The organism is Actinoplanes sp. URMC 104 (assembly GCF_051386375.1).
GTDB lineage: Bacteria > Actinomycetota > Actinomycetes > Mycobacteriales > Micromonosporaceae > Actinoplanes.
Genome location: NZ_JBPQTO010000011.1, coordinates 2,449,496 through 2,474,553, shown reverse-complemented (window position 1 = coordinate 2,474,553; position 25,058 = coordinate 2,449,496). Strand labels below are relative to the sequence as shown.

Genomic DNA, 25,058 nt, shown 5'->3' with positions numbered 1-25,058 from the left:
CCCGCGTCCGCCGGACGCACGCCTCCGGACAGCCATCCGATAGACCTATCGTCTTCTGATGGCGTACGACGCGCAGGCGGAGAGCCTGCGGCTGATCGAGCACGGCCTGCCCGGCGGACCGGTCCGGCTGAGCCGGCGGCGACGTTTCGCGCCGCTCGCCGTGGACGTCGACGGCGACGTCGCGGCCACCCGGTTCGTCCGCCGGGGTGTCGCCTGCTTCTGGGACGAGACGCACCTGCTCGAACGCCACCGCTCCGGGGCGTGGCACGTCCTCGGTGGCGGCGGCGCCTCGTCGCACGATCCCTGGACGGCCGAGGCGTTCCGAGCCGAGCGGGACGCCGTCGCGCCGGGCGCCCTCGCCACGCGGGGCGGCGCGTCGGTCCGGCGCGATTCCCGGCGTACGCCGTGGGTCCGCTCCGCCGAGGTTCTGGCCGGCCCCGGCGTGACCGTCGTGCGGGTCGCGGACCGGCGCGAGCTGCTGGTGCCCGAGCACGGCCGCCTGGTGGTCGTGTGGGCCTCCCACCGCCCGCCCCGGCTGTCCACTCCCGACGGTTTCACGCTGGTGCCCGACGACCGCGCCGCCCCGGCCTGGTACACCGACCGCTGACCGCGTGATCGGCCGCCCGCGCGCGTCGTCGCACTCCCGGCCGGGCCGGCCGCGCGGGCGCTCAGGACCGAAGCCGGCTCGTGTCGCGGCGCGAGCCGGGGACCGGTTCGCGGAGCAGGATGAGCAGCGCCACGGTGAGCAGCAGCGCGGCGGCGAGGTAGGTGCTCCGCACGCCGACCCCGGACAGCAGCAGGCCGCCGACGAAGGCGCCGGCGGCGATGCCGAGGTTGAACATGGCCGAGAGCACGGCCGAGGCGATGTCGGTGTTCCCGGGCGCCACCTGCAGCACCCGGCTCTGGAACGTCGTGGGGATCTGCGGCATCGCGAAGCCCCACAACGCCACCAGCGCGACCGTCACGGCTCGGGCGGTGCCGAACAGGTGGAGCCCCAGCAGGGCCGCCGCCAGGATCGCGACGGGCGCCAGTGTGGCGGCGCGGGGGGCGCGGTCGGCCAGGACGCCGCTGGCCGCGACGCCGCCGAGGCCGGCGACGCCGTAGATCAGCAGCAGGACGCTGACACTGCGGGCCGTGAAGCCGCTGACGTCCGTGAGGAACGGCGCGATGTAGGTGTAGGCGGCGTACACGCCGGTGACCGCGACCGCGGTCGCGACGACGATGAGCCGGTAGCGGAAGGTGTCGGGAGCGGATCCGGTGGCGGCGTGTCCCTCCTCCGGCGAGGTGGCCGGCAGCAGGAGCGCGACGCCGGCCAGCGACAGCAGCCCCAGCCCGGCGACCGCGAGGAAGGCCACCCGCCAGCTGGTCTGCTGGCCGAGCCAGGTGGCGCCCGGCACGCCGAGCACGCCGCCCAGCGAGGCTCCGCCGAACACGGCCGCGGTCACCCGCCCGCGCACCCCGGGCGCGAACAGCGCGGCCGCGGCCGGCGCGACGACCGACCAGAACACCGACTGGGACAGCGCGGTCGCCACGCGGGCGCCGAACAGCACCCCGTAGCCGCCGGTGACCGACACGCAGGTCGCGGCCACGAACACGGCCAGGAGGCCGGACAGCAGGTAGCGGCGCGGTATCCGCCGCAGCAGGTGGGTGAGCGGCAACGAGGCGACGGCGACGGTCAGGCCGTAGCCGGTCACGAGCAGCCCGGCGGCCGGCAGCGAGACGCCGACGTCCCGGGCGATCGACGGGAGCAGCCCGACAGGCAGCAGCTCCACCGTCAGATAGGAGAAGGCGGCCAGCATCAGGGCTCCCAACGCCACGACACTGCCCGTTCCCGTGCGCATCACAGTCACCCGGCGAGTGTGCCCAACCCGTACGACAAAAACGACCGTCGCCGTAGATTGCTGGGATGCGAAAGCTCGTGTACTACGTAGCGTCCACACTCGACGGGTTCATCGCCGCGCCCGACGGCACGTGGGACTTCTTCGGTCCGCTGCACGACGACCTCATCGCCCACATCGGCGCGCACTATCCCGAGACCCTCCCCACGGCGCTGCGCGACCAGCTCGGCATCACCACGCCCCACCAGGCCTTCGGCGCCGTCGTGATGGGCCGCGGCACGTACGAGCCTGCCCTGCGCGTCGGCATCACCAGCCCGTACGCCCACCTCGACCAGTACGTCTTCTCGCGCACCCTGGATCCCGCGGTCGACCCGGCGGTGACCGTGGTGGCCGACGATCCCGTGCCGTATGTGCGCGAGCTCAAGCAAGGCCCCGGCAGGGACATCTGGCTGTGCGGCGGCGGCACGTTCGCCGGCGCCGTGCGGTCCGAGATCGACGAGTACGTCATCAAGCTCAACCCCGTCCTGGCCGGAGGCGGCATCCCGCTGACCGCGGGCCCGTTCGACCCGCGGCACCTCACCCTGCTGGACGCCTCCCCGGTCGGCACGAGCGGCGTGGTCGTCCTCCGCTACCGCGCGTCGGCTTAGGACAGCTCCTGGCGGCGATGCCGTACGTTGTCGCGGTGATCGATGCACCGCCACCGCTCTGGGATCCGCCGCGACCGCGCCGGCCGAGGCTCTGGCCGGCCTGGCTCGGCGGGAGCCTCAGCCTGCTGACCGTCCTGGCGGTCGCCGGCATCGTGATCGCCACCGTGAACGCCGGGCGGGAGAGCCGGTACTCGAAGTCCGACGTCTGCGCCGCGCTGGACCTGGCGGCGATCACCGCCCGCCTCGGCGTCCCCGCGCCCGAGCCGCAGAAGTCCACGGTGCCCGGCGTCTGCCGCTACCCCGTCCTCGAACCCGGCGGCCTGCGCGCCGGCGGCGGGGGCCTGTCGGTGACCTTCTTCGACAACGCCCTGGCGGCGTGGTGGTCCTGGCAGGGGCAGACCAGCGAGGACGACGGCGCCCGCGAGGTGGACGGCCTCGGCCGGTCCGCTCGCGTGACCACCGAGGAGGCCGGCGTCGGCTCGGTGACCGGCTGTTCCGTGCAGCTGCGCGTGCTCGACTCGAACGTGACGGTGCTGAGCCAAATCGTCGCGTACGGCGATCTGGCCTCGCGGCCCTGCGACGACCTCGAGTCGGTCACCACGGCGCTGATCGACAGCACCCGCGCGTCGCTGGCCCGGCTCGCCTGACGGTCACCGCCGGTCGAGCAGCGCCTCGAGCGCGGGAAGCCGGCCGAACAGGTCGGGCAGGCCCCGCAGTCCGTTGCGCACGGACTCGTGCGACAGCGCGAGGTCGGGACCGGTGCCGGCCTCGACGCCCGCGAGGCAGCGGAGAATGTTCCACCGGGTGTGCCCCAGCCAGCCGCCGACCATGAACACGAACCAGCTCGGGCCCGGCGGTGGCAGCTTCCCGCCCGCCGCGACGTAGCCGTCGAGCACCGAGCGGAAGACCGCGGGCTCGATGTCGTCGAAGCCCGGCCCCTTCGCGAGGCTCAGCGCCGTCGAGCCGAGCTCCCCGGACAGGTCGAGCAGCCCCGAGAGCTCCCAGTCGAGCACCACCGGCCGGCCCGCCCGGGCGAGCAGGTTCCACGGCTGGATGTCCCGGTGGGTCAGCACGACGGGGCCCGGGCGTTCGCAGGTGCCGACGAAGCGGGCGATGGCGAGGAACGTCTCGACCCGCGAGGCGAGCTCGCCGGCCCAAGGCTGCCCGGTCGCCCGGGAACGCTCGGCGAGCTCCGGCCAGTCCCGTGACACCGGCTCCTCGGTGGTGGGCGTCCACGCGACGTCGAGCGCATGGATGCGCGCGAGAATCTCCCCGATCTCGCACGCGTACGCCGGCGACACGGGTTCCTCGGGCACCTTGTCGCCCTCGACCCACCGGTGGACGAGCGTGTGGCCGTCGGCCGCGATCGGCTCCGGCATCGGGATGCCCGCGGCGAAGGCCGCCCGCTCGAACCGGAACACGTCCCCGGCGCGGTACACCGAGCGACGATCGAGGACGTTGAGCTCCTTGACCGCGAACGATCCCCGGTCGGTGTCGAGCCGGTACATCCGGTTGGCGAACCCGCCGTGGACCCGCACCCTCGGCCCGATCGGCGTGCCGAGACGCGAGAGGTCCATCCCCGCAATCTAGTCGGCCGTCGATGCCGGTGGGTCGTGGGAGCATTCTCCGATGCGGACGATCGGTGCGGGCTGGGGCCGGACGGGCACCACGTCGCTGGCCAAGGCACTGGAACGGCTGGGTGCGGGACCGTGCCTGCAGATGCAGACCCTGTGGGCCCATCCGGAGCTCGCCGACGTGTGGAACGCCCACCACGACGGCGCGGATGTCGTCTGGGCCGCCGCGCTGGCCGGCTGGCACTCGATCGTCGACTGGCTGGGCAGCTGGCAGTGGGAGACCTACGCGCGGCTCTGGCCCGAGGCGCCGATCGTCCTGTCGGTGCGCGACCCCGACGGCTGGTACGACAGCGTGCGCGCAACCATCCACCAATGGACCGCGCCCGGCTCCACCATCGCGCCGCCACCCGTTGCCAGGGTGCTGCAACAGGTCTGGAACGTCGACTTCGGCGGCTGGGACCGCGTGCGCGACCGCGACCACGCGATCGCCTGCTTCCGTCGTCACAACCAGTACGTGCGGGACACGTGCCCGCCGCACCGCCTGACCGTCTGGACAGCGGACCAGGGCTGGGCTCCCTTGTGCCGAGCCCTCCGCGTCCCCGAGCCGGACGAGCCCTTCCCCCACCTCAACCAGCGGCCGTGAGCGCATGTCCTGAGTACCCTGACGCCGGTTGGTCGCCCCACGTCGCCGAATGCAGGGGGTCCGCGTGCCGACACCGACAACCGTTGCCATCGCGGCCGGCTGGCTCGCCGAGGAGCCGCCCCTGCCCGACCGGTGCGTCAAGCATGGCGAGCCCGCGGTACGCCGGGCGACGTTCGCGGTCCGCTCCCACCCGAGGACCAGCTCACGCAAGCGGGCCTTCCAGCCCGGCTACACCTCGCTGAACCGGGCCGAGGAGTACGCCTGCCAGGTCAAGCTCGTGAAGGTGAGCGGATGGCCCTTGTGCCGCTCATGCGTCCGCCGGCGCACCATCGCGTCGACCCTCGCCGGTGTGCTCTTCTTCGGCGGCGTGCTCGCAATGATCGCGGGTCTCGTCGCCGGAGCCGTCGATGACGGCCCCAACCACCTGCCGCTCGTGCCGATTCTGCTCGGCCTCGCCGCCGTCCTGCTCTCACCCCTGCCGCTACGCCGAGCCGGCCTGCCGCGGCTCGCCCGGGCCGCCGCCACCGCCGACGGCTCAGCGGTGCAGGTGACCGACGTCAGCCCGGCGTTCACCGCCCAACTTCCCGCCCGAGGGCTCGCGTAGGCGATCCTCGGCAGACGCGAAACGGCGGCCACGTCGGCTGGGAGCCGGGCGTGACCGCCGTTCCGGGAAGGGTCAGACGTTGTAGTACATCTCGAACTCGTGCGGGGTCGGGCGCAGGCGGACGGGGTCGATCTCGTTCGTCCGCTTCCAGTCGATCCACGTCGAGATCAGGTCGTCGGTGAAGACGCCGCCGGCGGTCAGGAACTCGTGGTCGGCCTCGAGGCTGTTGAGCACCGCGTCGAGCGAGCCCGGCACCTGCTTGACGCTGCCCCACTCCTCGGGCGGCAGGTCGTACAGGTCCTTGTCGATCGGCGCCGGGGGCTCGATCTTGTTCTTGATGCCGTCGAGGCCCGCCATCATCTGGGCCGAGAACGCCAGGTACGGGTTCGAGGACGGGTCGGGCACGCGGAACTCGACGCGCTTGGCCTTCGGGTTGCTGCCCGTCACCGGGATGCGGGTGCAGGCCGAGCGGTTGCGCTGCGAGTAGACCAGGTTGACCGGGGCCTCGTAGCCGGGCACCAGGCGGCGGTACGAGTTGACCGTCGGGTTGGTGAAGGCCAGCAGGCTGGGCGCGTGGTGCAGCAGGCCGCCGATGTACCAGCGGGCCGTGTCCGACAGGCCGGCGTACCCGGTCTCGTCGTAGAACAGCGGCTCGCCGTTCAGCCAGAGGCTCTGGTGGGTGTGCATGCCCGAGCCGTTGTCGCCGAACAGCGGCTTCGGCATGAACGTCGCGGTCTTGCCGTGCTCCCAGGCGGTGTTCTTGATGATGTACTTGAACATCTGCATCTGGTCGCCGGCGTGCAGCAGCGTCGAGAACTTGTAGTTGATCTCGCCCTGGCCGGCGGTGCCGACCTCGTGGTGCGAGCGCTCGACGGTGAAGCCGACGTCGATCAGGCGGCGCACCATGGCGTCGCGCAGGTCGCTGTAGTGGTCGAGCGGCGCGACGGGGAAGTAGCCACCCTTGTACGCGGTCTTGTAGCCGCGGTTGCCGCCCGGCTCCTCCTTGCCGGAGTTCCAGGCGCCCTCGATCGAGTCGATGTAGTAGAAGGACTCGTTGGCGCTGGTGGAGTGGCGGATCGAGTCGAAGATGTAGAACTCCGCCTCGGCGCCGAAGTACGCGGTGTCGGCGATGCCGCTGGAGGCCAGGTACGTCTCGGCCTTCTTCGCCACGTTGCGCGGGTCACGCGAGTAGGGCTCGCGGGTGAACGGGTCGTGGATGAAGAAGTTCAGCGCCAGCGTCTTCTGGATGCGGAACGGGTCGATGAAGGCCGTGGTGACGTCCGGCAGCAGCATCATGTCGGACTCGTGGATGGCCTGGAACCCGCGGATCGAGGATCCGTCGAAGGCGAGGCCGTCGGTGACGACGCTGTCGTCGAACGACTCGACCGGCATGTTGAAGTGCTGCATCACGCCGGGCAGGTCACAGAACCGTACGTCGACGAACTTGACGTCCTCGTCCTTGAGGTATCGCAGGAGTTCCTCGGGATTGGCGAACACACGTCCTCCTGGCACAAGTATTTCGATACCGGGGCGGCACACGTCCGCCGCATGGCTAGGCTGGTCGCGACGCTATGGGGCCGGAGTTGCCCGGGCGTATCCCTATTGTTTCCGTCGTGTTACGGACCCTGTGATTCGTTCGCGATCAAGGGGAGGCTACCGCGAAGCCGCGGCCCGCGTGCCGGTTACGCTGGACCCATGGCGAGCCCCAGCAGTCCCCAGGCCGCAGCCGGGACGCAACCGGCGTCGTTCGGCCGGCGGTTCGGCGCGCTGCTGGTCGACTGGGCGGTCGCGACGGTCATCGCCAGCCTGCTCGTCGACGATCTGCGCGCCAACCCGTGGCCCCAGCTGGGCGTCTTCGTGCTCGCGCACGCGTTCTTCGTGGGCCTTTTCGGACAGACGCTCGGCATGGCGGTGGCCCGCATCCGTTGCGTCTCCATCGTGGATGGCGGCGCGGTCGGCCTGCCCCGCGCGATCGTCCGGGCCCTGCTGCTGGCGCTGGTCATCCCGGCGGTGATCAACGACGGTGACGGCCGGGGCCTGCACGATCGCGCCGCCCGCTCGGTCATGGTGCAGCGGGCCTGACCGCGAAAAGGTCAACGGCTTCCCGGCGTACGTCGGAAAGCCGTTGACCTTGATTTTCCGGCCCGCTCAGCGCGGGCGCTGCTGGCGCATGCCCTTGCTCGGGCGCATGTTCTTGGGGATCGCGCCCTTGGGCATCTGCGGGCGGGCCATCAGCGCGGCGAGGCGCTTGTCGAGGGCGTTGACGTCCTTGCCGGTGAGGTTGCGCGGCAGCCGCATCATCGTCGTGCGCAGCTTGCGCACCGGCAGCTGGCCGTCGTCGGAGCCGATCACGTAGTCGTAGAGCGGCGCGTTGCCGATGACCTTGGACAGCCGCCGCTTCTCCTGGCCGAGCAGGCCGCGCACGCGCTGCGGGTTGCCCTCGGCCAGCAGGATCACGCCGGGGCGGCCGATCACCACGTGCACCATGTCGAGCTGGGTCGTCGAGGCGGCCGCCGGGCGCACCCGCCAGTCACCGCGCATGTTCTCCATCAGCGAGGCCGCGGCGCCGGGCTGGCCCTCGGCCGCGTTCATCATCGCGGCGTTGGAGCGCAGGTTGAGCACGATCACGGCGGCCAGCAGCGTGACCAGGATGCCGATCGGCAGGTAGATCCAGCCGAAGAGGATCACCAGGAGAACGGTGAGCGCGAGCGGGATCAGCACCGCCGCGATGAGCAGCGGGACGAACCATTTGTCCTGCTTCGCGGTGAACGAGAACACCTGACCGATCTGCTTCAGGCGCGTGCCGAACGACACCTTCTCCTCGGGTTTTGCCATAACTCGAAAGTGTAGTGGGACGCCGTGGTCCGTCGTGGGCCGGGCGGGCGCAGGCTCCTTACCTACTTACCGGGGGTTCCGTACGCCTCAATATGGGGCGGCTTCCCCATGCGCGGCGGGGTCCTTCACGCGAAGAGTCGAAGGCGTCGAACGACCGACCCGCGAGGAGAAACCGATGTTCCCGTACAACGACCCGCAGACCGTGCTGGAGCTGCACCGGCAGCACGTCGCCGAGCTGACCGCCCACGCCGCCGCCCGCCGGCTGGCGCGCGAGGCGCGCGAGACCGGGCCGGCCCGGGCACGCCGCTTCGGCCGCTGGCCTCGCCGGGCCCGCGCCGAGCAGCCCGCACCGGCCGCAGCAGTGGCATGAACGACCGGACCGCAACCGCAGCGACGGCCGCAGGCGCACGGGGGCCTGCGGCCGGAACCGCCGCATGAGCGCCGGCCTCGGCGGGCGGTTCCTGTCGTACCCCCATGGCATGCTCGATCCCATGGCGGTGCATGCGCACAGCGAGGTCATCGTCGGCCGCGAGGCCGACCTCGCCGTGCTGCGCGACGCGCTCAAGCGGGCCCGCAGCGCCGAGCCGTCGACCGTGCTGGTCGGGGGCGAGGCCGGGGTGGGCAAGACCCGCCTGGTCGAGGAGTTCTGCCGCGGCCTGGCGGGCGAGCCCGTGCGGGTGCTCGCGGGCCAGTGCCTCGAGCTGGGCGAGGAGGGGCTGCCCTTCGCGCCGTTCGCGGGCGCGCTGCGCGAGCTGCTGCGCGCCGAGGGCCGGGCCGTGCTCGACGGCCACGAGCACGAGCTCGCCCGCCTGCTGCCCGAGCTGGGCCCGGCGCCCGAGGGCGAGGCGCTGCGCGGCCTGCTGTTCGAGGCGGTCGCCGCGCTGCTGGGCCGGCTCAGCAGCGAGCAGCCGCTGGTGCTCGTCCTCGAGGACCTGCACTGGGCCGACCGCTCCACCCGCGATCTGATCGGGTTCCTGGTGCGCGCGGTCCGGCTGCCGCGGCTGCTGCTGATCGTCACCTACCGCACCGACGAGCTGCACCGCGGGCACCCGCTGCGGCCCTTCCTCGGCGAGCTCGACCGGGTGCGCGGGGTGCTGCGCCTGGAGCTCGACCGGCTCGACCGCGAGGCCACCGCCGAGCTGCTCGCCCACCTGATGGGCGCCGAGCCGGACCCGCACACGGTCGACACGATCACCGATCGCGCCCAGGGCATCCCGTTCTTCATCGAGCAGTTCGCCGCCTCCGCCGACCCGGCCTGCGGCGACATTCCCGCCACGCTGCGCGATCTGCTGCTCGCCCGCGTCGACCAGCTGCCCGAGCCGGCCCAGCGGGTGCTACGGGTCGCCGCCGTGGGCGGCACGCGCTTCGGCCACGAGCTGCTCGCCCGCGTCGCCGGCATGGACGACGCCGCCCTCGAGTCTGCGCTGCGCGCGATCGTGGCCGCCCAGCTGGTCGTGGTCGTCGAGGCCGAGGGCGGCTACGAGTTCCGCCACGCCCTCGTGCGCGAGGCCGTGCACGACGACCTGCTGCCCGGCGAGCACGCCCGGCTGCACGCGCGCTACGCCCGCGCCGTCGAGGCCGAGCCGCACCTGGTCGCGGCCGGCCGCGCCGCGGCCGAGATCGCCCACCACTGGCACGCCGCCCGCGACCACCCGCGCGCGCTGGTCACCGCGAAGATCGCCGCCGACGAGGCCGGGCGCCGCTTCGCGTACGGGGAACAGGCGCGGCTGCTCGACCGCGTGCTGCAGCTCTGGGAGGAGGTGCCCGACGCCGCGACGCTGCTGGGCCTGAGCCACCTCGACCTGCTCGAGGAGTCGGCGCTGGCGGCGATCGACTCGGGCGAGCACTCGCGGGCGCTCAGCCTGACCCGCGCGGCCCTCTGCGACCTCGACACCGAGGGCGAGCCGCTGCGCGCGGGCCGCCTGCTCGTGCGCCGGGCCAAACTGCTGCGCACCGCGGGCAAGTCCGACGGCCGGGCCGAGTGCGAAGAGGCGTTCCGCCTGCTCGCCTCCGCCCCGCACGGCTCCGACCGGGTGCGCCTGCTGGCCGACGTGGCGCACCAGCTCGCCGGCCTCGACCCCGACCGCGCCGCCGAGGTGGCCCGCGTCGCCCTGGCCGACGCCGCCGAGCAGGGCGACCTCGCCGCTCTCGTGACCGCCGAGGTGGCGCTGGGCTCCACCTGCGCCGGCCGCATCCTGGCCACCGACGCGCTGCCCGTCGCCCGCGACGTGGTCGCCCGTGCCCGGGCCGCGGGCGACCTGCCCGCCCTCACCCGCGGGCTGGTCAACGTCTCGGACACGCTGTTCGAGCTGGGCCGCTACGAGGAGTCGGCCGCGGCGGCCGCCGAGGGCCTGCTCGACGCGGGCCGGGTCGGTGTCGGCCGCACGACCGGCGTGACCCTGCTGGCCAACTACGCCGAGGCGCTGATGGCGCTGGGCCGCTGGGACGAGGCCGACGCCCGCCTGGCCGAGGCCGCCCGTCTCGATCCGCCCGGCACGATGGCGCTGCCGTGGCTGCGGCTGCGGGCCCTGCTGCGCCTGGCCCGCGGCCGCGAGGACGCGCAGGCGCTGGTGGCGCGGGCGGTCGACTTCCTGCGCCGCCCCTATCTGACCACCGAGGCCCGCCTGGCCACCCTCGACCTGCGCGTGCTGGCCGCCCACCACGACCCCGATCCCGGTGTCGCCGCCGAGGCCGTCCGCGCCGCTCTGGCCGACGGCGGCCTGTCGCTGCTGCCCCGCTACGCCTGGCTGATCGTCTCGCACGCCGCCCCCGCCGCCGTCCGGGCCGGGGACCCCGCCCTGACCGCCGCGGTGCAGGCCGCGGCGGCCCGCCTGCCGCAGCGCTATCCGCCCGAGGTGGCCTTCGCCGCCCAGACGGCCGCGGTCCTGCAGGGCGGCGAGGCCCGCTGGCAGGCCGCCGTCCGGGCCTGGCGTGCCGACGGCCACCGTCACGAGCTGGCGTGCGCGCTGCTGAGCCTGGCCGAGGCGCAGGCCGGCGCCCGCGTCGCGGAACGCTCCGACGCCGCCCGCGCCTCCGCCCGTCCCGACGCGGCCGGCGGTCTCGACACCGTCCGCGCTCCCGGCCGTCCCGGCGCGGCCGGCGCCGCCGGTCATCCCGGCACCGGCGGTCATCCCGGCACCGGCGGTCATCCCGGCACCGGCGGTGTCGAGGACGAGCAGAGGGCGGGGCGCTCCGGGACCGGCGCGCTCGCCGACCCGGCGGAGGCGATCGCCGAGGCCGTCGCGATCGCCGAGGCCCTCGGCGCCACCCCGCTGATCGCGGCCGCCGGCACGCTGGCGCGCCGGCTGGGCATCCGGCAGGCGACGCCGTCCGCCGACCGCGACGACGTGCTGACCGCCCGCGAGCGCGAGGTTCTGCGCCTGGTTGCCGAGGGCCACACCAACAGCCGCATCGCGCGCGACCTCTACATCTCGCCCAAGACGGCGAGCGTCCACGTCTCGCGCATAATCGCCAAGCTGCAGGTGTCCAACCGCGGCGAGGCCGCCGCGGTGGCGCGCCGGCTGGGACTGATCGAGGGGTGAGCGATGACTTCCGCCCGGTCGGCGGGTCTGCATGGGGTGAGTGGCATCGAACCCACCCCACGGAGGACACCATGACCATCCAGTCGAGCGCCCCGGCCGGCCGCCCGCCCGTCGTCGACCTGGCCACCTGGCAGGCCGCCCGCGACGAGCTGCTGATCCGCGAGAAGGCGCACACCCGCGAGGGCGACGCCATCGCCGCGGCCCGCCGCCGCCTGCCGATGGTGGAGGTCGACGGGGGCGTCGAGGTGGTCGGGCCCGACGGCCCGGTCCCGTTCGTGAGCCTGTTCCAGGGCCGCGACGAGCTCGTCGTCTACAAGCACATGTGGTACGACGGCGCCCCGCACCAGGGCCAGTGCGAGGGCTGCACCAACGCGGCCTGGCACCTGAGGGACGCGGTCTACCTCAACGCGCGCGGCGTCTCGCTCGCCATCGTGACCACGGGCCGGTGGGCCGAGGTGGCTCCCTTCGTCGCGTTCATGGGCTACACCCAGCCCTGGTACTCGGTGCGCGACGTGCCCGAGCCGGTCGGTGGCGCGATGGGCTACCTCGCCTGCTTCCTGCGCGACGGCGACCGCGTGTTCCTGACGTACTCCACGACCGGCCGCGGCACCGAACCCGCCGAGGGCTCGTTCGCCCTGCTCGACATGACCCCGTACGGCCGCGGCGAAGCGTGGGAGGACAAGCCCGCCGGCTGGCCCGAGGGCCGCCACGCCTGCTGGTACTGGCGGTCCGACGCCGACGGCAACGCCGACTGGGGGCCGACCAGCCGGCCCGTGCCCCAGTGGACCCGCCCCGGCGCGACGCCCGAGCAGACCCTCGGCCGGCAGGGCGCCCACCACTGACCTCCGGGAGTTCGCCGTGACCCGTACGCCCGAAGCCCGGCGCATCCCGCGCCGGGGACGCACGAAGCCGCCCGGCTACGACGGCTCGCTGCCGCTGGCCGACTGGACGCAGGTGTGCGCCCGCCTGCGCGGCGGCGAGGTGGGCCCGTTCTGGCTCGGCGTCGCCGCCCGCGACGGCGCCGCCCCGCACGTGCGGCCGATCTTCGCTGCCTGGGCGGAGTCGTCGTTCTTCTTCGTCTCCAAGGAAGGCGCCGCCAAGACTCGTCACCTGGCCCGCCACCCGGCGGCCGCGATCAGCGCCGACCTGGGCCCGCTGCACCTGGTGGTCGAGGGCCGCTCCGGCCGCGTGACCACCCCCGAGCGGCTCGCGCTCGCCTCGCGCACGCTGCACGAGGTCTTCGGCTGGCCCACCGTGGTCGCCGGCGACCAGCTGGACGCCGACGGCGGCGCACCCACCTCGGGCGGACCGCCGTACCAGGTCTTCGAGCTCGTTCCCGCGCGCGCCTACGGCTTCCCCACCGACGACCAGCTCGACCCGACGCGCTGGACGTTCGATCCCGCCCCGGCCCGCGACCGTTGACAGGCGCGCGGCAGGACGCAGGCCCGGCCGAAAGTGGCACATCGGCGGCCCCACGTGCGGCGTAGCGTCAGAAGGGGAACCCGCCGAGCAGGGGAGGAACGGTGAGCGGTCGGCAGATGAAGATGCATCCGGGTCGCCACTTCGGCTGGTGGGCCGAGGGCCGTTACGCGAACGGCCACCTGTTCATGAAGACGTGGTGGCCGACCCAGGGACTGGCCCGCGGAGCCGCGCGACTGGTGGGTGGCGGAAGCCCCATCGCGACGACGGAGCATCCGCGCCGCGGCAAGCGCCGGTGACCGCCGCCGGGCCGTCCTCCCGCCGGGCCGTCCTCCCGCCGGGCGGCGGACGCTAGGCCGGGTCGCGCAGGGACTTGAGCACCCGGACGAGCAGGACGATGCCGCCGCCGATGAGGAGCACGCCGGCGATGATGGCGAGCACGCTGCCGGTGCTCATGGGTTTGCCGGCGGAGGCCGCCCCGGCCTGGGTGGTGGGCGACGGGGTCAGGTGGACGGCCACGGGCGCGTCGGTGGTCGCGGTGGCGGTGGCGGCCGTGCCGGCGCCGACCGAGGCCGGAACCGAGGACGGCGCGTCGGCCAGCGGCTCGGTGGCAACCGTGGCGGGGGCGGAGACCGGCTGGGTGGGCACGGTGCCGCAACCGGTCGCGGGCGGGCGCCAGTTTCCGACGTACGTCGTGAAGCTGCTGTCGCGGATCGTGAAGGGCCCGCCCGCGGGGCCGTCGACGGTGGCCGATCGGCCGGGCGCCAGGCGCATCAGGCGGCCGTCGACCAGGAACGCGGCGCTGACGTTCGCGCTCGCGGCGTTCTCGAGGGTGGCGGTGAAGGAGCCGTCGCACGCGCTGGCGAAGGTGACCCGGGGAGCGGGGGAGCAGTCGGTGGCGCCGCCGCGGTAATGGGCGCTCCGGCCGGAGGAGCGGCTGCCCGGGGCCCCGAGCAGGGCCGGGCCGTACGGGTTGGCGCCGTCGGTGACCTCGTGGAGCAGACCGGCGCCGAGGATCGCGTCGACCTGCGCGTAGCAGGGCGGGACGACGACGTCGAGGCTCACGCTGCGGGTGCTCGAGGTGATCGTCGCGCTGTCCTTCGCATAGACGAACCCGCCCGCGTTGCCGGTGGGGGCGCCGGCCGTGTACGCGATCAACGCGAACGCCTGGCTCTGGCCGCCGCACAGCGGGCGTACGGCCGAGATCGTCGCCTTTCCGGAGTTGCCGTCGAACGTGTGCCGGTAGCTCGCGGCGGACGCGGCGACGCACGATTCAGCGGCCGGCGCGGCGACGGGCGCGGCCGGCGTCGCGAGGACCGTCACCGCGGCGGCGAGCAGGAGCTGAAGTCGGGCCACATCTCCCACATCGACCAACATGTCGGATCTGTGAGGGGGAGCGCGGAAACGGCGATGCCCCGGCGCGGAGCCGGGGCATCACGTGACAGGCTTGAGTCAGCCGCGGGCCTCGAGGGCCTGCCGGTAGAGGCGCCCGGCGCGGTAGGACGACCGGACCAGCGGGCCGCTCATGACGCCGGCGAAGCCGATCTGCTCGGCCTCCTCGCGCAGCTCGACGAACTCCTCCGGCTTGACCCACCGCTCGACGGGGTGGTGCCGCGGGGTGGGGCGCAGGTACTGCGTGATGGTGACCAGCTCGCAGCCGGCGTTGTGCAGGTCGCGCAGCGCCTGGGAGATCTCGGCGCGCTCCTCGCCCATGCCGAGGATCAGGTTGCTCTTGGTGACCAGATCGGCCGCGCGGGCCTGGGTGATCACGTCGAGCGAGCGCTCGTAGCGGAAGCCGGGCCGGATGCGCTTGAAGATGCGCGGCACGGTCTCGACGTTGTGCGCCAGCACCTCGGGCGCGGACCCGAACACCTCGGCGAGCTGCTCGGCGTCGCCGTTGAAGTCGGGGATCAGCAGCTCGACGCCGCAGCCGGGCTGGAGCTTGTGGATCTGGCGGACGGTCTCGGCGTAGAGCCACGCGCCGCCGTCGGGCAGGTCGTCGCGGGCCACGCCGGTCACGGTCGCGTACTTGAGGCCCATCGTGGCCACAGACTCGCCCACGCGGCGGGGCTCGTCGGCGTCGAACTCGGCGGGCTTGCCGGTGTCGATCTGACAGAAGTCACAGCGCCGGGTGCACTGGTCGCCGCCGATGAGGAACGTGGCCTCGCGGTCCTCCCAGCACTCGTAGATGTTGGGACACCCGGCCTCCTGGCAGACCGTGTGCAGGCCTTCCTTCTGCACCAGGCCGCGCATCCGGGTGTATTCCGGCCCCATCTTGGCTTTGACCTTGATCCACGGAGGCTTCCGCTCGATGGGAGTTTCGGCGTTGCGCGCTTCGATGCGCAGCATGCGGCGGCCCTCGGGAGCAATAGTCACAGGGTCGAGGTTACGCCTGAATAGGCCGCCGCCTAGACAGGGGCGACGAGGCTCACGTGACACGTGGTGTGACCGCCGCCACAGCGTACGGGTTAATTTGGTTTTGCGTCCCGGACGTCCGGCGTTAACGTGCCGAAACGGCGAAGACGGAACCGAGTACCGCCCCGACACCGCCGGCCGAGAGAGCCACCAGTCGCTGGGAAGGTGGCCCGTGCGCCGGGGCGCGAAGACACTCCCGAGCCGCAGCACGACAAGAGGCGCCGACATCGGCGTGAAGGTGTGGTGGCACCGCGAGGATCCCGCTCGCCCACACCTCCCTGGGGCCGCGTTGCAGCTTTCCGAGGAGGTCACACGCCATGCAACGCATCCTCTCCACCCAGCTCGCGGCGCACGCCGGCGAGTCCGTGACGATCGCCGGGTGGGTCCACCGCCGCCGGCTGCTCAAGTCGGTGGCCTTCCTGATCGTCCGCGACGCCGAGGGGCTCAGCCAGGTCGTCGTCGCCTCCACGCAGGCCCGCGCCCGGCTCGAGGAGCTCACCGAGGAGAGCGTCGTCGAGGTCACCGCCACGGTCACGCTCAACGAGCAGGCGCCCGGCGGCGTCGAGCTCACCGAGCCGGCGATCCGCGTGCTGTCCGCGGCCGCCGCGCCGCTGCCCTTCGAGCTGCACCGCCCGGCCCTCGGGGCGACCCTGCCCACCCAGCTCGACCACGCGGCGCTGGCGCTGCGGCACCCGGCGCGGCGCACGGCCCTGCGGATCGCGGCGGCTGCGACGGCCGGTTTCCGTACGGCGCTGACCGAACAGCGGTTCGTCGAGATCCAGACGCCGAAGATCGTCGCGTCGGCGACCGAGACCGGCGCCAACGTGTTCGCCCTGGACTACTTCGGACGCACCGCCTACCTCGCGCAGTCGCCGCAGTTCTACAAGCAGCTCATGGTCGGCGTCTTCGAGCGGGTCTTCGAGATCGGGCCGGTGTTCCGCGCCGAGCCCAGCGACACCGTGCGCCACCTGGCGCAGTACACGTCGCTCGACGCCGAGATGGGCTTCGTCGGCGACCACCGCGACGTGATGGCCGCGCTCACCCGCACGCTCGGCGTCATGATGGCCGGCATCGCCGAGCAGGCCGGGTTCGCGACGCCGGAGGTGCCGTCCGAGATCCCCGCCGTGCACTTCACCGAGGCGCTGCGCATCGCCGGCGCGGCCGCCGAGGAGCCCGACCTGGCGCCGGCCGACGAGCGGGCGCTGGGGGAGTGGGCGCTGCGCGAGCACGGTTCCGAGTTCGTCTACGTGACCGGCTATCCGATGCGCAAGCGGCCGTTCTACACGCATCCCGACCCGGCCGACCCGGCGTACTCGAACGGTTTCGACCTGCTGTTCCGCGGGCTCGAGATCGTCACCGGCGGTCAGCGGCTGCACCGCCACGAGGACTATGTGGACGCTCTGACCCGGGCCGGCGAGCCGCTGGAGCCGTACGCGGGTTATCTCGACGGGTTCCGCTACGGCATGCCGCCGCACGGCGGGTGGGCGATCGGGCTCGAACGCTTCGTGGCGCGCCTGACCGGAGCGGCCAACGTCCGCGAGGTGACCGCCTTCCCGCGCGACCTCAACCGCGTGACGCCGTAGCCACGCCGGTCCGGCGGCGCGCTGCCACCAGCAGCGCGCCGCCGCCCAGCGCCAGCGCGCCACAGACCAGCAGCGCGGGGCGCTCGCCGAGGGCCTGCGCCGTCGCGCCCGCCAGGACGCCGGAGATCAGCGAGCCGGCGGTGAGCGTGTTGGCGAACAGCGTGGTCGCCCGGCCGGTGGCCTCGGGCGCCAGGTCCTGCACGTACGTGATGCCCAGCGCGCCGGCCACCGACAGCGCGATGCCGCGCACCACCTGGGCGGCGATCAGCAGCGGCATGCCGGTGCTCACCGCGGTCAGCACGAAGAACAGGGCCAGCAGCGCCATCGCGCTCACGATGACGATCCGCTTGGGGCTGCGGCGGGGGAGCAGCATGGTGGCCAGCGCGGCGGGGATCTCGACGAAGGCGCAGACGCTGAACAGCAGGCCGACGTCGCCCTCGGGGCGCCCGAGCGTGCGGGTCACGAACAGCGGCAGCACCACCGAGCCGGCGAGCATCGCGGTGTGGAACAGCGTGAACCCGGCCGCCACCAGCAGCATCGTGCGCCCCGGCCGCCATCCCGCCGGCTCGCCGCCGGCGTCGGGGGCGACGTGCCGCTCGGCGCCGCGGGTGGCGCCCAGCAGCACCAGGGAGACGGCGACCAGCACGAAGGCGAGGGCCGTCGCCTGCATCAGCCGGTCGTAGCCGCCCGCGGCCAGCAGCGCCGCGCCCGCCACGGGACCGAGCGCCCAGGCCAGCGACCAGACCGAGCGCAGCGCCGGGGTGCCGCGGTCGGCCGCGGCGCCGCCGGCCCGGTCCAGGTGCGTCCGGGCGAGGCTGAACAGCTGCGGGAACGCGGCCATCCCCGCCCCGAGCAGCCCGACACCGACGATCAGCAGCAGGGGGTACGACGTGGTGGTCGTCAGCGTCAGGTAGCCCGCCGCGGGCGCCAGCACGGCGACCAGGGCCGGCCACCGGCTCGGCGCCCGGTCGTAGCGGCGGCCCAGCCACGTGCTGACCACGAGCCCGCTCGCCGAGATCAGCGAGAGGAAGACGCCCACCCGCAACGGCGACAGGTCCGCCTCGTTCGCGCCGAACAGCACCAGGTAGGGGCCGATCATGGAGTCGGCGATGCCCAGCACCAGCACGCTGAGCAGCAACGGCGGCAACGGCCGGCGGGAGCCATCAGTCATGATCTATCACCTACCCAGCGGCCCGCGCGGCTAAAGTCCGTCTGTGCTCATCGACCTCGACGTGGCACCCCCTGCGCCGCGGCGGGCGGGACGCCGCAGGGCGATCCCGTACGCGCTGGTCGCGCTGGTGGCCGGGCTGCTCCTGCTGATCGGCGGCGCGGCGGCGCCCTCGCCGGAGCCAGCGCTCGTGCCGGTGCTCACGACCGTCGTCGGCACCGCGCCCGCCACCCTGCTGACCGCGACGGCGTTCTACACCGTCCGCACCGACGGGCTCTCCGCCACGCTCGAGGCGCGGCCGCTGGTCGACGGAGGTCCGGCGTGGACGGTCGAGACGGTCCCCGCGCAAAGCGTGACGCCCGCCGGCGGGACGCTGGTGGTCGAGGCGTACGACACCGGAGTGGCCGCCTTCGTCGACGCGCGCACCGGCCGGACGCGGTGGCAGGTGCGGGGCTATCCGGTGATCCAGGTGCTCGGCGACCGGGTGGCCGTGTGGAGCCCCGACTCCGGCATCCTCGCGATGCGCGACCTGACCACCGGCCGCGGGCTGTGGTCGCTCGCGGCCGCGGCGTTCACCAGCGACGGCACGTACGTCGTCGTGTTCGACCCGGACGGCGGCGCGGCGGTTCACGCGGCGGCCGACGGGCGTACGGTCACCTCCCGCCGCAGCCTCGGACTGCGCTGGGGCGTGGGCTTCCCGTCGCCCGCCGCGTCCGCGCTGGTCGACGGCGACCGGCTGGTCGTGTACGGCCCGGACTTCGTCGCCGCGTTCCGGGTCGACGGGCTCGCGCGGCTGTGGCTCACGCGCACGGCCACGCCGTTCGACGTGCGCCGGTGCGGGACCGGGCTGATCTGCGCGTCGGCCGAGCAGACCGGGCTCACCGTGCTCGACGCCGCCACCGGCGCGATCCGCTGGAACCGCGCGGGCCGGCGCGACCCCACCACCGCCGGCGACATCCTGGTCGGATCGGACGGCGACGTGACCCGGCTCGACCTTGCGTCCGGGCGGGTCGAGCGCGACTTCGGCGCCGCGACCCCGGTGGGCGACGTGCTGCTCTACGCCGACGGCGCGCGCACCTGGGTGGTCGATCGCACCGGCCGGGTCCGCGGGACGCTGCCGCCGGTGACGCCACCGAGCGCCTGCGCCGCCGCCGGGGACTACCTGGCGTGCCCGACGGCGGGCGGCACGACGACCGTGTGGCGGGTCAGCTGAGCACCAGGTAGGTCATGACCGCCACGATCGCGAACGGGATGATCGTGGTGCAGATCAGGATGACCCAGGCGATGGGGTGGCCGAAGTTCAGCGCCACCCCGCCGCCCCGCTTGGGCACGAAGACGCGCTTGTCGGCCGGGTCGCGATAGAGAGCCATCAGAGCAGGGTAGTGAGGTGCTTCTCCACGACCGGCAGCACCTCGGCCACGGTCACCGGGCGGCCCAGCTCGGCCGAGAGCGACGTGACGCCGGCGTCGCGGATGCCGCACGGCGTGAACCGGTCGAAGTTCGCCAGGTCGCAGTCGCAGTTGATGGCGAACCCGTGCTGGGTGACGCCGCGCGCGACCCGGATGCCGATCGCCGCGATCTTGCGGTCGGGGCCGCGGTCGTCGGCGAGGACCCAGGCGCCGCTGCGGCCCTTGATGTCCGAGCGGGCCGCCGTGACGCCGAACTCGGCGCACACGTCGATCAGCATCTGCTCGGTGCGGCGCACGTAGGCGACCACGTCGATCGGGTCGTGCAGCCGCAGGATCGGATAGCCGACCAGCTGGCCGGGGCCGTGCCAGGTGATCTTGCCGCCGCGGTCGACCTGGACCACGGGGGTGCCGTCGATCGGCAGGTCGGCCGGCTCGGTGCGCTTGCCGGCCGTGAGCACGCTGGGGTGCTCCAGCAGCAGCACGGTGTCGGGCCGGGTGCCGTCCGCCACGGCTTCGTGCAGGCGCCGCTGCTCGTCCCAGGCCTCGCGATAGTCGACCAGGCCGGGTCGCAGGACGGTGAGCGTGGAAGTTGTCACGGCCTCCACGGTAGTCCTCTCCCTACCGGTCGACAGGATCCACTCCGGGACGGATGCGCCACACCAGCACGTCGTCCACGCGCTCGGGCTCGCCCAGCAGGTCGGTCGCGGTGATCTCGAGGGCCGAGCGGAACAGCGGGCCCTGCGGGCCGGTGATGTCGTCGGGCAGGAACAGCGCCCGGACGTCCCAGCGCTGGAAGTCGGCGCGCGCGGTGGCGCGGTCCGCGTTGTCCAGGTCGGCGAGATAGCCGTACAGGGCGGCACGCAGGAACATCCAGTCGGTGGCCCGCGGCCGCGCGCCGATGCGGCCCTTGCCCTCGGCCCCCTCGACGTCCGGCCCGAGGAAGTAGCCGTCGGGGATGCGGAACAGCTCACCGCCGCGCGCCATCGTGTACGCCTGCCACCGCTGCCCGTCCGCGGCCACGTTGATCGCGAACGGCAGCGCGCTGATCACCCCGCCGTCGTTCACGTAGCGCTTCCACGTGCCGTCGGCGATGAACCGCGGCTCCGGGGCGCGGTGCCGGTAGTGCAACGGCAGCGGGAAGATCGGCACCAGCGCGATCACCAGGCCCATCGCGAACAGCGGACGCGAGTGGCCCGAGGCCTGGTCGGTGGCCATCGCGAGGATCACCCCGAACACGCCGACCAGCACGAGCGCGAAGCGGGCCGGCAGCGCGGAGTCGAACAACGGCAGGTGCTGCAGGATTCCGTACAGCAGGGGGATGTCGGTCTCGTGCCCGGCGAGCCGCAGCCGCGGGCCGAGCGAGACCAGCAGGAACAGCCCGCCGGTGACCATCAGGGCCCGCAGGGTCGCGCGCCGCCGCTCGTCCGCGCGCCGCCACAGCATGACCAGCGAGGCGACGATCAAGAGCATCATCGGTACGCCGAAGAAGCTCGTCTCCTCGGTGGGGTTCGCCGCGAAGTCGTTGTCGAAGCCCGCCCAGCTGCCCAGCGACCGCTCCGCGAATGCGAAGTACGAGATCAGGTCCTCGGAGTAGTGGCGCTGGTTGAAGCCCGTGCCCTTGAAGGTCTGCGGCCCCGCGAAGTGCATGTAGAGCGGGTACGCCAGCAGCGCGCCCGCCACGACGGCGGTGACCCCGAGCCCGGCCGCGAACTTCGGCAGCGCGGCTCGCGCCTCGGCCCGGTTGACCCGGGCGAGCCCCCACGCGACCACGAAGGTCCCGCCCGCCAGCGCGGTGAAGAACAACCCCTCCGCCGCGATCGAGAAGCCGAGCGCCAGCAGCACACCCAGCAGCAGCCCGTGGCGCAGCCAGCGCTTCGTGTCGCGCATCCGGAACAGCTGCCACAGCACCACCGGCGCGATCCAGCCCGAGGTCCAGTTGAGGTGGCCGTTGGCGTGCGAGATGAAGCCCGGCGCGAAGCCGCAGAACAGGCCGGCCAGGGCGGCCGCGGCGCGGTTGCGGGTCACCCAGCGGCCGAGGAACAGATACCAGGCGAACGCCGAGCCGGCGAGGTTGAGCGTGAGGATCGTCAGGAACGAGATCTGCGGCCCGGCCAGCATGGTCAGCGGCGCGAACAGGATCGAGTACACGGTGATCGACGTGTTCGCGGCCAGGTTGACGCCGTCGGGCACGTTCATCAGGTCGGTGAAGAACGGGTCGCCGCCGTGCTGGACCAGGTGCACGCCGTAGGCCAGCACCCACTCGAAGAACGCCTGGTCGCCCACGTTGTCGCCGACGGCGTGCTGGAACGGGTCCTGCCAGAGCCGGCTGACGACGTAGACGCCCAGCAGCAGCGCGGCGAGGGCCATGGACAGATGCGCGCGCCACCGCCGCGTCGCCGCTCGGGCGTCGGGTGGTGCCGGCTGATCTGCGGAGGACGCGGGGGCGGGAACGACGACGGACATCAGCCGCAGGTTAGCAAGCCGGGATGGGAGCTCAGCGCGATGCCGCGGCCGGGCGTCCGGCGGCGGCCTGCACCGCTGCCTCGATCGTGGGGTGCGTCCAGCGGAAACCGGTCCGTTCCAGCACCGCCGGCACGACCCGCTGGCTGCGCAGCGACTCGCCGGCCAGCTCGCCGAGCGCCAGGTGCAGCGCCGGGCTGGGCACGGTCAGCAGGGCCGGGCGGTGCACGGCGGCCGCGACCGCCTTGGTGAACTGGGCGTTGGTGACCTGCTCGGGCCCGACGATGTTGACCGGGCCGGAGACGTCCTCGCGCTCGAGCAGGAACTCGGCCGCGCCCAGCCAGTCGGGCAGGCTGGTCCACGCCATCCACTGCCTGCCGCCACCGAGCTTGGCGCCGCCGCCCAGCTTGAACAGCGGCAGCAGCGGCTTGAGCAGGCTCTCGACGGTCAGGCCGGTGCGCAGCAGCACCACGCGGGTGCCGGCGTCCTCGGCGGGACGGGCGGCAGCCTCCCAGACGCGGCACAGGTCGGCCAGGAACGTCCTGCCCGCGGGCGCCTCCTCGGTGACCGCGGTGTCGCCGGTGTCGCCGTACCAGCCGACGGCGGAGGCCTGGAGCAGCGTGTGCGGGCGGTCGGCCTCGGGCAGCTTGCGGATGGCCCGGGCGAGCGTGCCGGTGGTGTCGACCCGGCTCGAGCGCAGCGTGCTCTTGTAGCCGGCCGTCCAGCGGCGGCCGCCGACGTTGGCGCCGGACAGGTTGATCACCACGTCGGCGGCCGCGACCACCTGCGGGTCGATCTGCCCCTGCGCGGGTTGCCAGGTCGCCTCGTCGTTCGCCTGCGCGGCCCGGCGCACCAGCCGGGTCACCTCGTGGCCGCTGCCGCGCAGCCGGTCCGCCAGACGCGTGCCGAGGAAGCCGGAGGCCCCGGACATCAGAATCCGCATGGTTTTCATCATGCCCAGAAATGAACCCGTTCAAAACGAAGGGAGCACACCGGCGAGGCCGATGTGCTCCCTGTCGCAGTGCTCAGGCGATGCCGAGATCGCCCTCGAAGTGGCCGCCCTCGAGGCGCTCCTTGAGCGTCACCAGGAAGCGGGCGGCGTCGGCGCCGTCCACGATCCGGTGGTCGTAGCTCAGCGCCAGGTAGACCATCGAGCGCGGCACGATGACCTCGCCCAGCTCGGGGTCGTCGACGACCACGGCGCGCTTGACGACGCCGCCGGTGCCCAGGATGCCGACCTGCGGCTGGTTGATGATCGGCGTGTCGAACAGCGCGCCCCGGCTGCCCGTGTTGGTCAGCGTGAACGTGCCGCCCGAGATCTCGTCCGGCCCGATCTTGTTGTTCCGGGTGCGGTCGGCGACGTCGGCGATCCGCTTGGCCAGGCCGGCCAGGTTCAGGTCGCCGGCGTCCTTGATCACCGGAACGATCAGGCCCTTGGGGGTGTCCACCGCGATGCCCAGGTGCTCGGCGTCGTGGTAGGTGACCGTGCCCGCCTCGAGGTCGATCGAGGAGTTGACCACCGGGTGCTGCTGCAGCGCCTCGACCGCGGCCAGCGCGAAGAACGGCAGGAAGCTCAGCTTCACGCCGTGCTTGGCCTGGAAGTCGGCCTTGGCCCGGTTGCGCAGCTGCGCGATGCGGGTGACGTCGACCTCGACGACCGTGGTGAGCTGCGCCGAGATCTGCAGCGACTCGACCATCCGGCGGGCGATCGTCGCCCGGGTGCGGGTCAGCTTCTCGGTGCGGCCGCGCAGCGGGCTGGGCGCCGGCTTCGCCGCGGCCGGCGCCGCCTTCTGCGGGGCGGGAGCCGCCGCGGCGGGGGCCGGGGCGGCCTTGGCGGCGGCGGCGGCCTTCTCGGCGGCGTCGGTGACGTCCTGCTTGCGGATGCGGCCGCCGACGCCGGTGCCGGTCAGCGTCGACAGGTCGACGCCCTTCTCGGCGGCGAGCTTGCGCACCAGCGGGGTGACGTAACCGGCGTCGCCGGCGCCGTTCGGGCTCGCCTTCTCGGTGCGCGGCTGGGTCGGCGCGGGCGGCTCGGCGGCGCGCTCGGCCGCGACCGGGTCCTGGGCCGTCTCGGCCTCGGGCGCCGGGCTGGCGTACGAGTCGCCGACCGGCGAGAGGTCCGGCGCCGGGGCCGACTCGATCTTCGGGGCCTCCTGCTGCTGCGGCGGCGTGGGCTCCTGCTCCTGCTTGGGCGCCGCGGGCTCCTGCTCCTGCTTCGGCGCCGCGGCCTGCTGCGGGGCGGGGGCGGGCTTCTCCTCGGCGGGGGCCGGGGCGGCGTCGGCGGAACCGACGATCGCCAAGTCCGCGCCGACGTCCGCGGTCTCGTCCTCCTGCACCTTGATCTCGAGCAGCGTGCCCGCGACCGGCGACGGGATCTCGGTGTCGACCTTGTCGGTGGAGACCTCGAGCAGCGGCTCGTCGACCTCGACCGACTCGCCGACCTGCTTGAGCCAGCGGGTGACGGTGCCCTCGGTGACGCTCTCGCCCAGCGCCGGCATCTTCACCGCGGTGCCCTGGCCGCCCGACGGCGCGGCGGCCTGCGGCTGCGGGGCCGGGGCCTCCTGCTCGACCGGCTTCTCCGTCGAGGGAGTGGCCGGCGCGGGAGGCTCGGGCTCCGCCTGCTGCTGCGCGGGAGCCGGCTCCGCGGAGCCGGCGTCCTCGCCGTCGCCCGCGATGACCGCGAGCTCGCTGCCGACGTCGGCCGTCTCGTCCTCGCCGACGACGATGCGGGTGAGCACGCCCGCGGCCGGCGACGGGATCTCGGTGTCGACCTTGTCGGTGGAGACCTCGAGCAGCGGCTCGTCGGCCTCCACCCGCTCGCCCTCCTGCTTCAGCCAGCGAGTGACGGTGCCCTCGGTGACGCTCTCACCGAGCCGCGGCATGGTGACCGATACCGGCATGTCTCAGAACTCCTTGTCCGC

The 25,058-nt window shown here is 73.5% G+C and carries 25 protein-coding genes; 13 read left to right on the top strand and 12 right to left on the bottom strand.

Annotated features, from left to right (window positions below; translation table 11 throughout):
* The first annotated feature begins 58 nt into the window (after window positions 1-58).
* Window positions 59-607: a ferrous iron transport protein A gene (locus ACSNN8_RS37225; RefSeq protein ID WP_436654865.1), complete on the top strand. Its 549-nt coding sequence runs from the start codon at window positions 59-61 to the stop codon at window positions 605-607.
* Between the two features lie 61 nt (window positions 608-668).
* Here ACSNN8_RS37225 and ACSNN8_RS37220 read toward each other — a convergent pair whose 3' ends face one another.
* A complete protein-coding gene (locus ACSNN8_RS37220) occupies window positions 669-1,841 on the bottom strand; it encodes an MFS transporter (RefSeq protein ID WP_436655577.1) in 1,173 nt (390 codons plus the stop codon).
* 65 nt (window positions 1,842-1,906) lie between these two features.
* On the opposite strand from ACSNN8_RS37220, the gene ACSNN8_RS37215 reads away from it, so the two are divergent.
* Window positions 1,907-2,485 carry a dihydrofolate reductase family protein gene (locus ACSNN8_RS37215; protein ID WP_436654864.1) on the top strand — a complete coding sequence of 193 codons (579 nt, stop codon included), beginning with the start codon at window positions 1,907-1,909 and terminating at the stop codon, window positions 2,483-2,485.
* 35 nt (window positions 2,486-2,520) lie between these two features.
* Window positions 2,521-3,132 (top strand): hypothetical protein, encoded by a 612-nt coding sequence (locus ACSNN8_RS37210; protein ID WP_436654863.1) that lies wholly within the window; start codon window positions 2,521-2,523, stop codon window positions 3,130-3,132.
* 3 nt (window positions 3,133-3,135) lie between these two features.
* On the opposite strand, the gene ACSNN8_RS37205 is transcribed toward ACSNN8_RS37210, so the two are convergent.
* Window positions 3,136-4,062: a phosphotransferase family protein gene (locus tag ACSNN8_RS37205; protein WP_436654862.1), complete on the bottom strand. Its 927-nt coding sequence runs from the start codon at window positions 4,060-4,062 to the stop codon at window positions 3,136-3,138.
* A gap of 52 nt (window positions 4,063-4,114) precedes the next feature.
* Here ACSNN8_RS37205 and ACSNN8_RS37200 point away from each other — a divergent pair, with 52 nt between their 5' ends.
* Together ACSNN8_RS37200 and ACSNN8_RS37195 are read left to right on the top strand one after the other, a co-directional pair.
* On the top strand, window positions 4,115-4,702 hold the full coding sequence (locus ACSNN8_RS37200) for a sulfotransferase family protein (protein ID WP_436654861.1): 588 nt from the start codon (window positions 4,115-4,117) through the stop codon (window positions 4,700-4,702).
* A gap of 64 nt (window positions 4,703-4,766) precedes the next feature.
* Window positions 4,767-5,306, top strand: a complete 540-nt coding sequence (locus tag ACSNN8_RS37195; protein WP_436654860.1) for a hypothetical protein — start codon at window positions 4,767-4,769, stop codon at window positions 5,304-5,306.
* A 72-nt stretch (window positions 5,307-5,378) separates the two neighbouring features.
* Here the strand turns inward: ACSNN8_RS37195 and glnA are convergent, their stop codons facing one another.
* Window positions 5,379-6,803 carry a type I glutamate--ammonia ligase gene (gene glnA / locus ACSNN8_RS37190; RefSeq protein ID WP_436654859.1) on the bottom strand — a complete coding sequence of 475 codons (1,425 nt, stop codon included), beginning with the start codon at window positions 6,801-6,803 and terminating at the stop codon, window positions 5,379-5,381.
* Between the two features lie 198 nt (window positions 6,804-7,001).
* Here glnA and ACSNN8_RS37185 point away from each other — a divergent pair, with 198 nt between their 5' ends.
* Entirely contained in the window at window positions 7,002-7,388 is a 387-nt protein-coding gene (locus tag ACSNN8_RS37185) for an RDD family protein (RefSeq protein WP_436654858.1), read from the top strand.
* Window positions 7,389-7,454: 66 nt separating this feature from the next.
* Here ACSNN8_RS37185 and ACSNN8_RS37180 read toward each other — a convergent pair whose 3' ends face one another.
* The gene (locus ACSNN8_RS37180; protein WP_436654857.1) at window positions 7,455-8,141 is read right to left on the bottom strand and encodes a DUF4191 domain-containing protein; all 687 of its coding nucleotides are present in this window, start codon (window positions 8,139-8,141) and stop codon (window positions 7,455-7,457) included.
* A 175-nt stretch (window positions 8,142-8,316) separates the two neighbouring features.
* Here ACSNN8_RS37180 and ACSNN8_RS37175 point away from each other — a divergent pair, with 175 nt between their 5' ends.
* The 5 genes from ACSNN8_RS37175 to ACSNN8_RS37155 all read left to right on the top strand — a co-directional run bounded on the left by ACSNN8_RS37175 (window position 8,317) and on the right by ACSNN8_RS37155 (window position 13,401).
* On the top strand, window positions 8,317-8,511 hold the full coding sequence (locus ACSNN8_RS37175) for a hypothetical protein (protein ID WP_436654856.1): 195 nt from the start codon (window positions 8,317-8,319) through the stop codon (window positions 8,509-8,511).
* Between the two features lie 109 nt (window positions 8,512-8,620).
* Window positions 8,621-11,683 carry a helix-turn-helix transcriptional regulator gene (locus tag ACSNN8_RS37170; RefSeq protein ID WP_436654855.1) on the top strand — a complete coding sequence of 1,021 codons (3,063 nt, stop codon included), beginning with the start codon at window positions 8,621-8,623 and terminating at the stop codon, window positions 11,681-11,683.
* 71 nt (window positions 11,684-11,754) lie between these two features.
* A complete protein-coding gene (locus tag ACSNN8_RS37165; protein WP_436654854.1) occupies window positions 11,755-12,525 on the top strand; it encodes a DUF899 family protein in 771 nt (256 codons plus the stop codon).
* 16 nt (window positions 12,526-12,541) lie between these two features.
* Entirely contained in the window at window positions 12,542-13,105 is a 564-nt protein-coding gene (locus ACSNN8_RS37160; RefSeq protein WP_436654853.1) for a pyridoxamine 5'-phosphate oxidase family protein, read from the top strand.
* Window positions 13,106-13,206: 101 nt separating this feature from the next.
* Window positions 13,207-13,401, top strand: a complete 195-nt coding sequence (locus ACSNN8_RS37155) for a hypothetical protein (RefSeq protein WP_436654852.1) — start codon at window positions 13,207-13,209, stop codon at window positions 13,399-13,401.
* Window positions 13,402-13,453: 52 nt separating this feature from the next.
* On the opposite strand, the gene ACSNN8_RS37150 is transcribed toward ACSNN8_RS37155, so the two are convergent.
* Together ACSNN8_RS37150 and lipA are read right to left on the bottom strand one after the other, a co-directional pair.
* A complete protein-coding gene (locus tag ACSNN8_RS37150; protein WP_436654851.1) occupies window positions 13,454-14,479 on the bottom strand; it encodes a hypothetical protein in 1,026 nt (341 codons plus the stop codon).
* Window positions 14,480-14,554: 75 nt separating this feature from the next.
* Window positions 14,555-15,451 carry a lipoyl synthase gene (gene lipA / locus ACSNN8_RS37145; protein WP_436655575.1) on the bottom strand — a complete coding sequence of 299 codons (897 nt, stop codon included), beginning with the start codon at window positions 15,449-15,451 and terminating at the stop codon, window positions 14,555-14,557.
* Window positions 15,452-15,834: 383 nt separating this feature from the next.
* Here lipA and aspS point away from each other — a divergent pair, with 383 nt between their 5' ends.
* Window positions 15,835-17,100, top strand: coding sequence for an aspartate--tRNA(Asn) ligase (aspS, locus tag ACSNN8_RS37140; protein ID WP_436654850.1), 1,266 nt, complete (start codon window positions 15,835-15,837; stop codon window positions 17,098-17,100).
* On the opposite strand, the gene ACSNN8_RS37135 is transcribed toward aspS, so the two are convergent.
* Complete coding sequence (locus ACSNN8_RS37135; RefSeq protein ID WP_436654849.1) at window positions 17,081-18,271, bottom strand: MFS transporter; 1,191 nt, start codon at window positions 18,269-18,271, stop codon at window positions 17,081-17,083. The two genes, aspS and ACSNN8_RS37135, sit on opposite strands and share 20 nt — an antisense overlap.
* Window positions 18,272-18,314: 43 nt before the next feature.
* On the opposite strand from ACSNN8_RS37135, the gene ACSNN8_RS37130 reads away from it, so the two are divergent.
* Window positions 18,315-19,481: an outer membrane protein assembly factor BamB family protein gene (locus ACSNN8_RS37130; protein ID WP_436654848.1), complete on the top strand. Its 1,167-nt coding sequence runs from the start codon at window positions 18,315-18,317 to the stop codon at window positions 19,479-19,481.
* Here the strand turns inward: ACSNN8_RS37130 and ACSNN8_RS37125 are convergent.
* The 5 genes from ACSNN8_RS37125 to sucB form a co-directional block, all read right to left on the bottom strand.
* Window positions 19,474-19,638, bottom strand: coding sequence for a peptide ABC transporter substrate-binding protein (locus ACSNN8_RS37125; protein WP_436654847.1), 165 nt, complete (start codon window positions 19,636-19,638; stop codon window positions 19,474-19,476). The genes ACSNN8_RS37130 and ACSNN8_RS37125 overlap by 8 nt on opposite strands.
* Entirely contained in the window at window positions 19,638-20,273 is a 636-nt protein-coding gene (gene lipB / locus ACSNN8_RS37120; RefSeq protein ID WP_436654846.1) for a lipoyl(octanoyl) transferase LipB, read from the bottom strand. The genes ACSNN8_RS37125 and lipB overlap by 1 nt, the downstream gene beginning before the upstream one ends.
* Before the next feature lie 22 nt (window positions 20,274-20,295).
* Complete coding sequence (locus ACSNN8_RS37115) at window positions 20,296-22,140, bottom strand: DUF2079 domain-containing protein (RefSeq protein ID WP_436654845.1); 1,845 nt, start codon at window positions 22,138-22,140, stop codon at window positions 20,296-20,298.
* 31 nt (window positions 22,141-22,171) lie between these two features.
* A complete protein-coding gene (locus ACSNN8_RS37110; RefSeq protein WP_436654844.1) occupies window positions 22,172-23,080 on the bottom strand; it encodes a TIGR01777 family oxidoreductase in 909 nt (302 codons plus the stop codon).
* 82 nt (window positions 23,081-23,162) lie between these two features.
* A complete protein-coding gene (gene sucB, locus ACSNN8_RS37105; protein WP_436654843.1) occupies window positions 23,163-25,037 on the bottom strand; it encodes a 2-oxoglutarate dehydrogenase, E2 component, dihydrolipoamide succinyltransferase in 1,875 nt (624 codons plus the stop codon).
* Between the last annotated feature and the right edge of the window lie 21 nt (window positions 25,038-25,058).

What these genes read in the sequence shown, in the direction of transcription:
- ACSNN8_RS37165 (WP_436654854.1), top strand. Translation starts at nt 11,755, where the DNA reads ATGACCATCCAGTCGAGCGCCCCGGCCGGCCGCCCGCCCGTCGTCGAC.
- ACSNN8_RS37205 (WP_436654862.1), bottom strand. Translation starts at nt 4,062, where the DNA reads ATGGACCTCTCGCGTCTCGGCACGCCGATCGGGCCGAGGGTGCGGGTC.
- ACSNN8_RS37180 (WP_436654857.1), bottom strand. Translation starts at nt 8,141, where the DNA reads ATGGCAAAACCCGAGGAGAAGGTGTCGTTCGGCACGCGCCTGAAGCAG.
- ACSNN8_RS37225 (WP_436654865.1), top strand. Translation starts at nt 59, where the DNA reads ATGGCGTACGACGCGCAGGCGGAGAGCCTGCGGCTGATCGAGCACGGC.
- ACSNN8_RS37125 (WP_436654847.1), bottom strand. Translation starts at nt 19,638, where the DNA reads ATGGCTCTCTATCGCGACCCGGCCGACAAGCGCGTCTTCGTGCCCAAG.
- ACSNN8_RS37110 (WP_436654844.1), bottom strand. Translation starts at nt 23,080, where the DNA reads ATGCGGATTCTGATGTCCGGGGCCTCCGGCTTCCTCGGCACGCGTCTG.
- ACSNN8_RS37185 (WP_436654858.1), top strand. Translation starts at nt 7,002, where the DNA reads ATGGCGAGCCCCAGCAGTCCCCAGGCCGCAGCCGGGACGCAACCGGCG.
- ACSNN8_RS37170 (WP_436654855.1), top strand. Translation starts at nt 8,621, where the DNA reads ATGCTCGATCCCATGGCGGTGCATGCGCACAGCGAGGTCATCGTCGGC.
- sucB (WP_436654843.1), bottom strand. Translation starts at nt 25,037, where the DNA reads ATGCCGGTATCGGTCACCATGCCGCGGCTCGGTGAGAGCGTCACCGAG.
- ACSNN8_RS37135 (WP_436654849.1), bottom strand. Translation starts at nt 18,271, where the DNA reads ATGACTGATGGCTCCCGCCGGCCGTTGCCGCCGTTGCTGCTCAGCGTG.
- ACSNN8_RS37200 (WP_436654861.1), top strand. Translation starts at nt 4,115, where the DNA reads ATGCGGACGATCGGTGCGGGCTGGGGCCGGACGGGCACCACGTCGCTG.
- ACSNN8_RS37175 (WP_436654856.1), top strand. Translation starts at nt 8,317, where the DNA reads ATGTTCCCGTACAACGACCCGCAGACCGTGCTGGAGCTGCACCGGCAG.
- ACSNN8_RS37115 (WP_436654845.1), bottom strand. Translation starts at nt 22,140, where the DNA reads ATGTCCGTCGTCGTTCCCGCCCCCGCGTCCTCCGCAGATCAGCCGGCA.
- ACSNN8_RS37220 (WP_436655577.1), bottom strand. Translation starts at nt 1,841, where the DNA reads ATGCGCACGGGAACGGGCAGTGTCGTGGCGTTGGGAGCCCTGATGCTG.
- aspS (WP_436654850.1), top strand. Translation starts at nt 15,835, where the DNA reads ATGCAACGCATCCTCTCCACCCAGCTCGCGGCGCACGCCGGCGAGTCC.
- lipA (WP_436655575.1), bottom strand. Translation starts at nt 15,451, where the DNA reads ATGCTGCGCATCGAAGCGCGCAACGCCGAAACTCCCATCGAGCGGAAG.
- ACSNN8_RS37150 (WP_436654851.1), bottom strand. Translation starts at nt 14,479, where the DNA reads ATGTTGGTCGATGTGGGAGATGTGGCCCGACTTCAGCTCCTGCTCGCC.
- ACSNN8_RS37215 (WP_436654864.1), top strand. Translation starts at nt 1,907, where the DNA reads ATGCGAAAGCTCGTGTACTACGTAGCGTCCACACTCGACGGGTTCATC.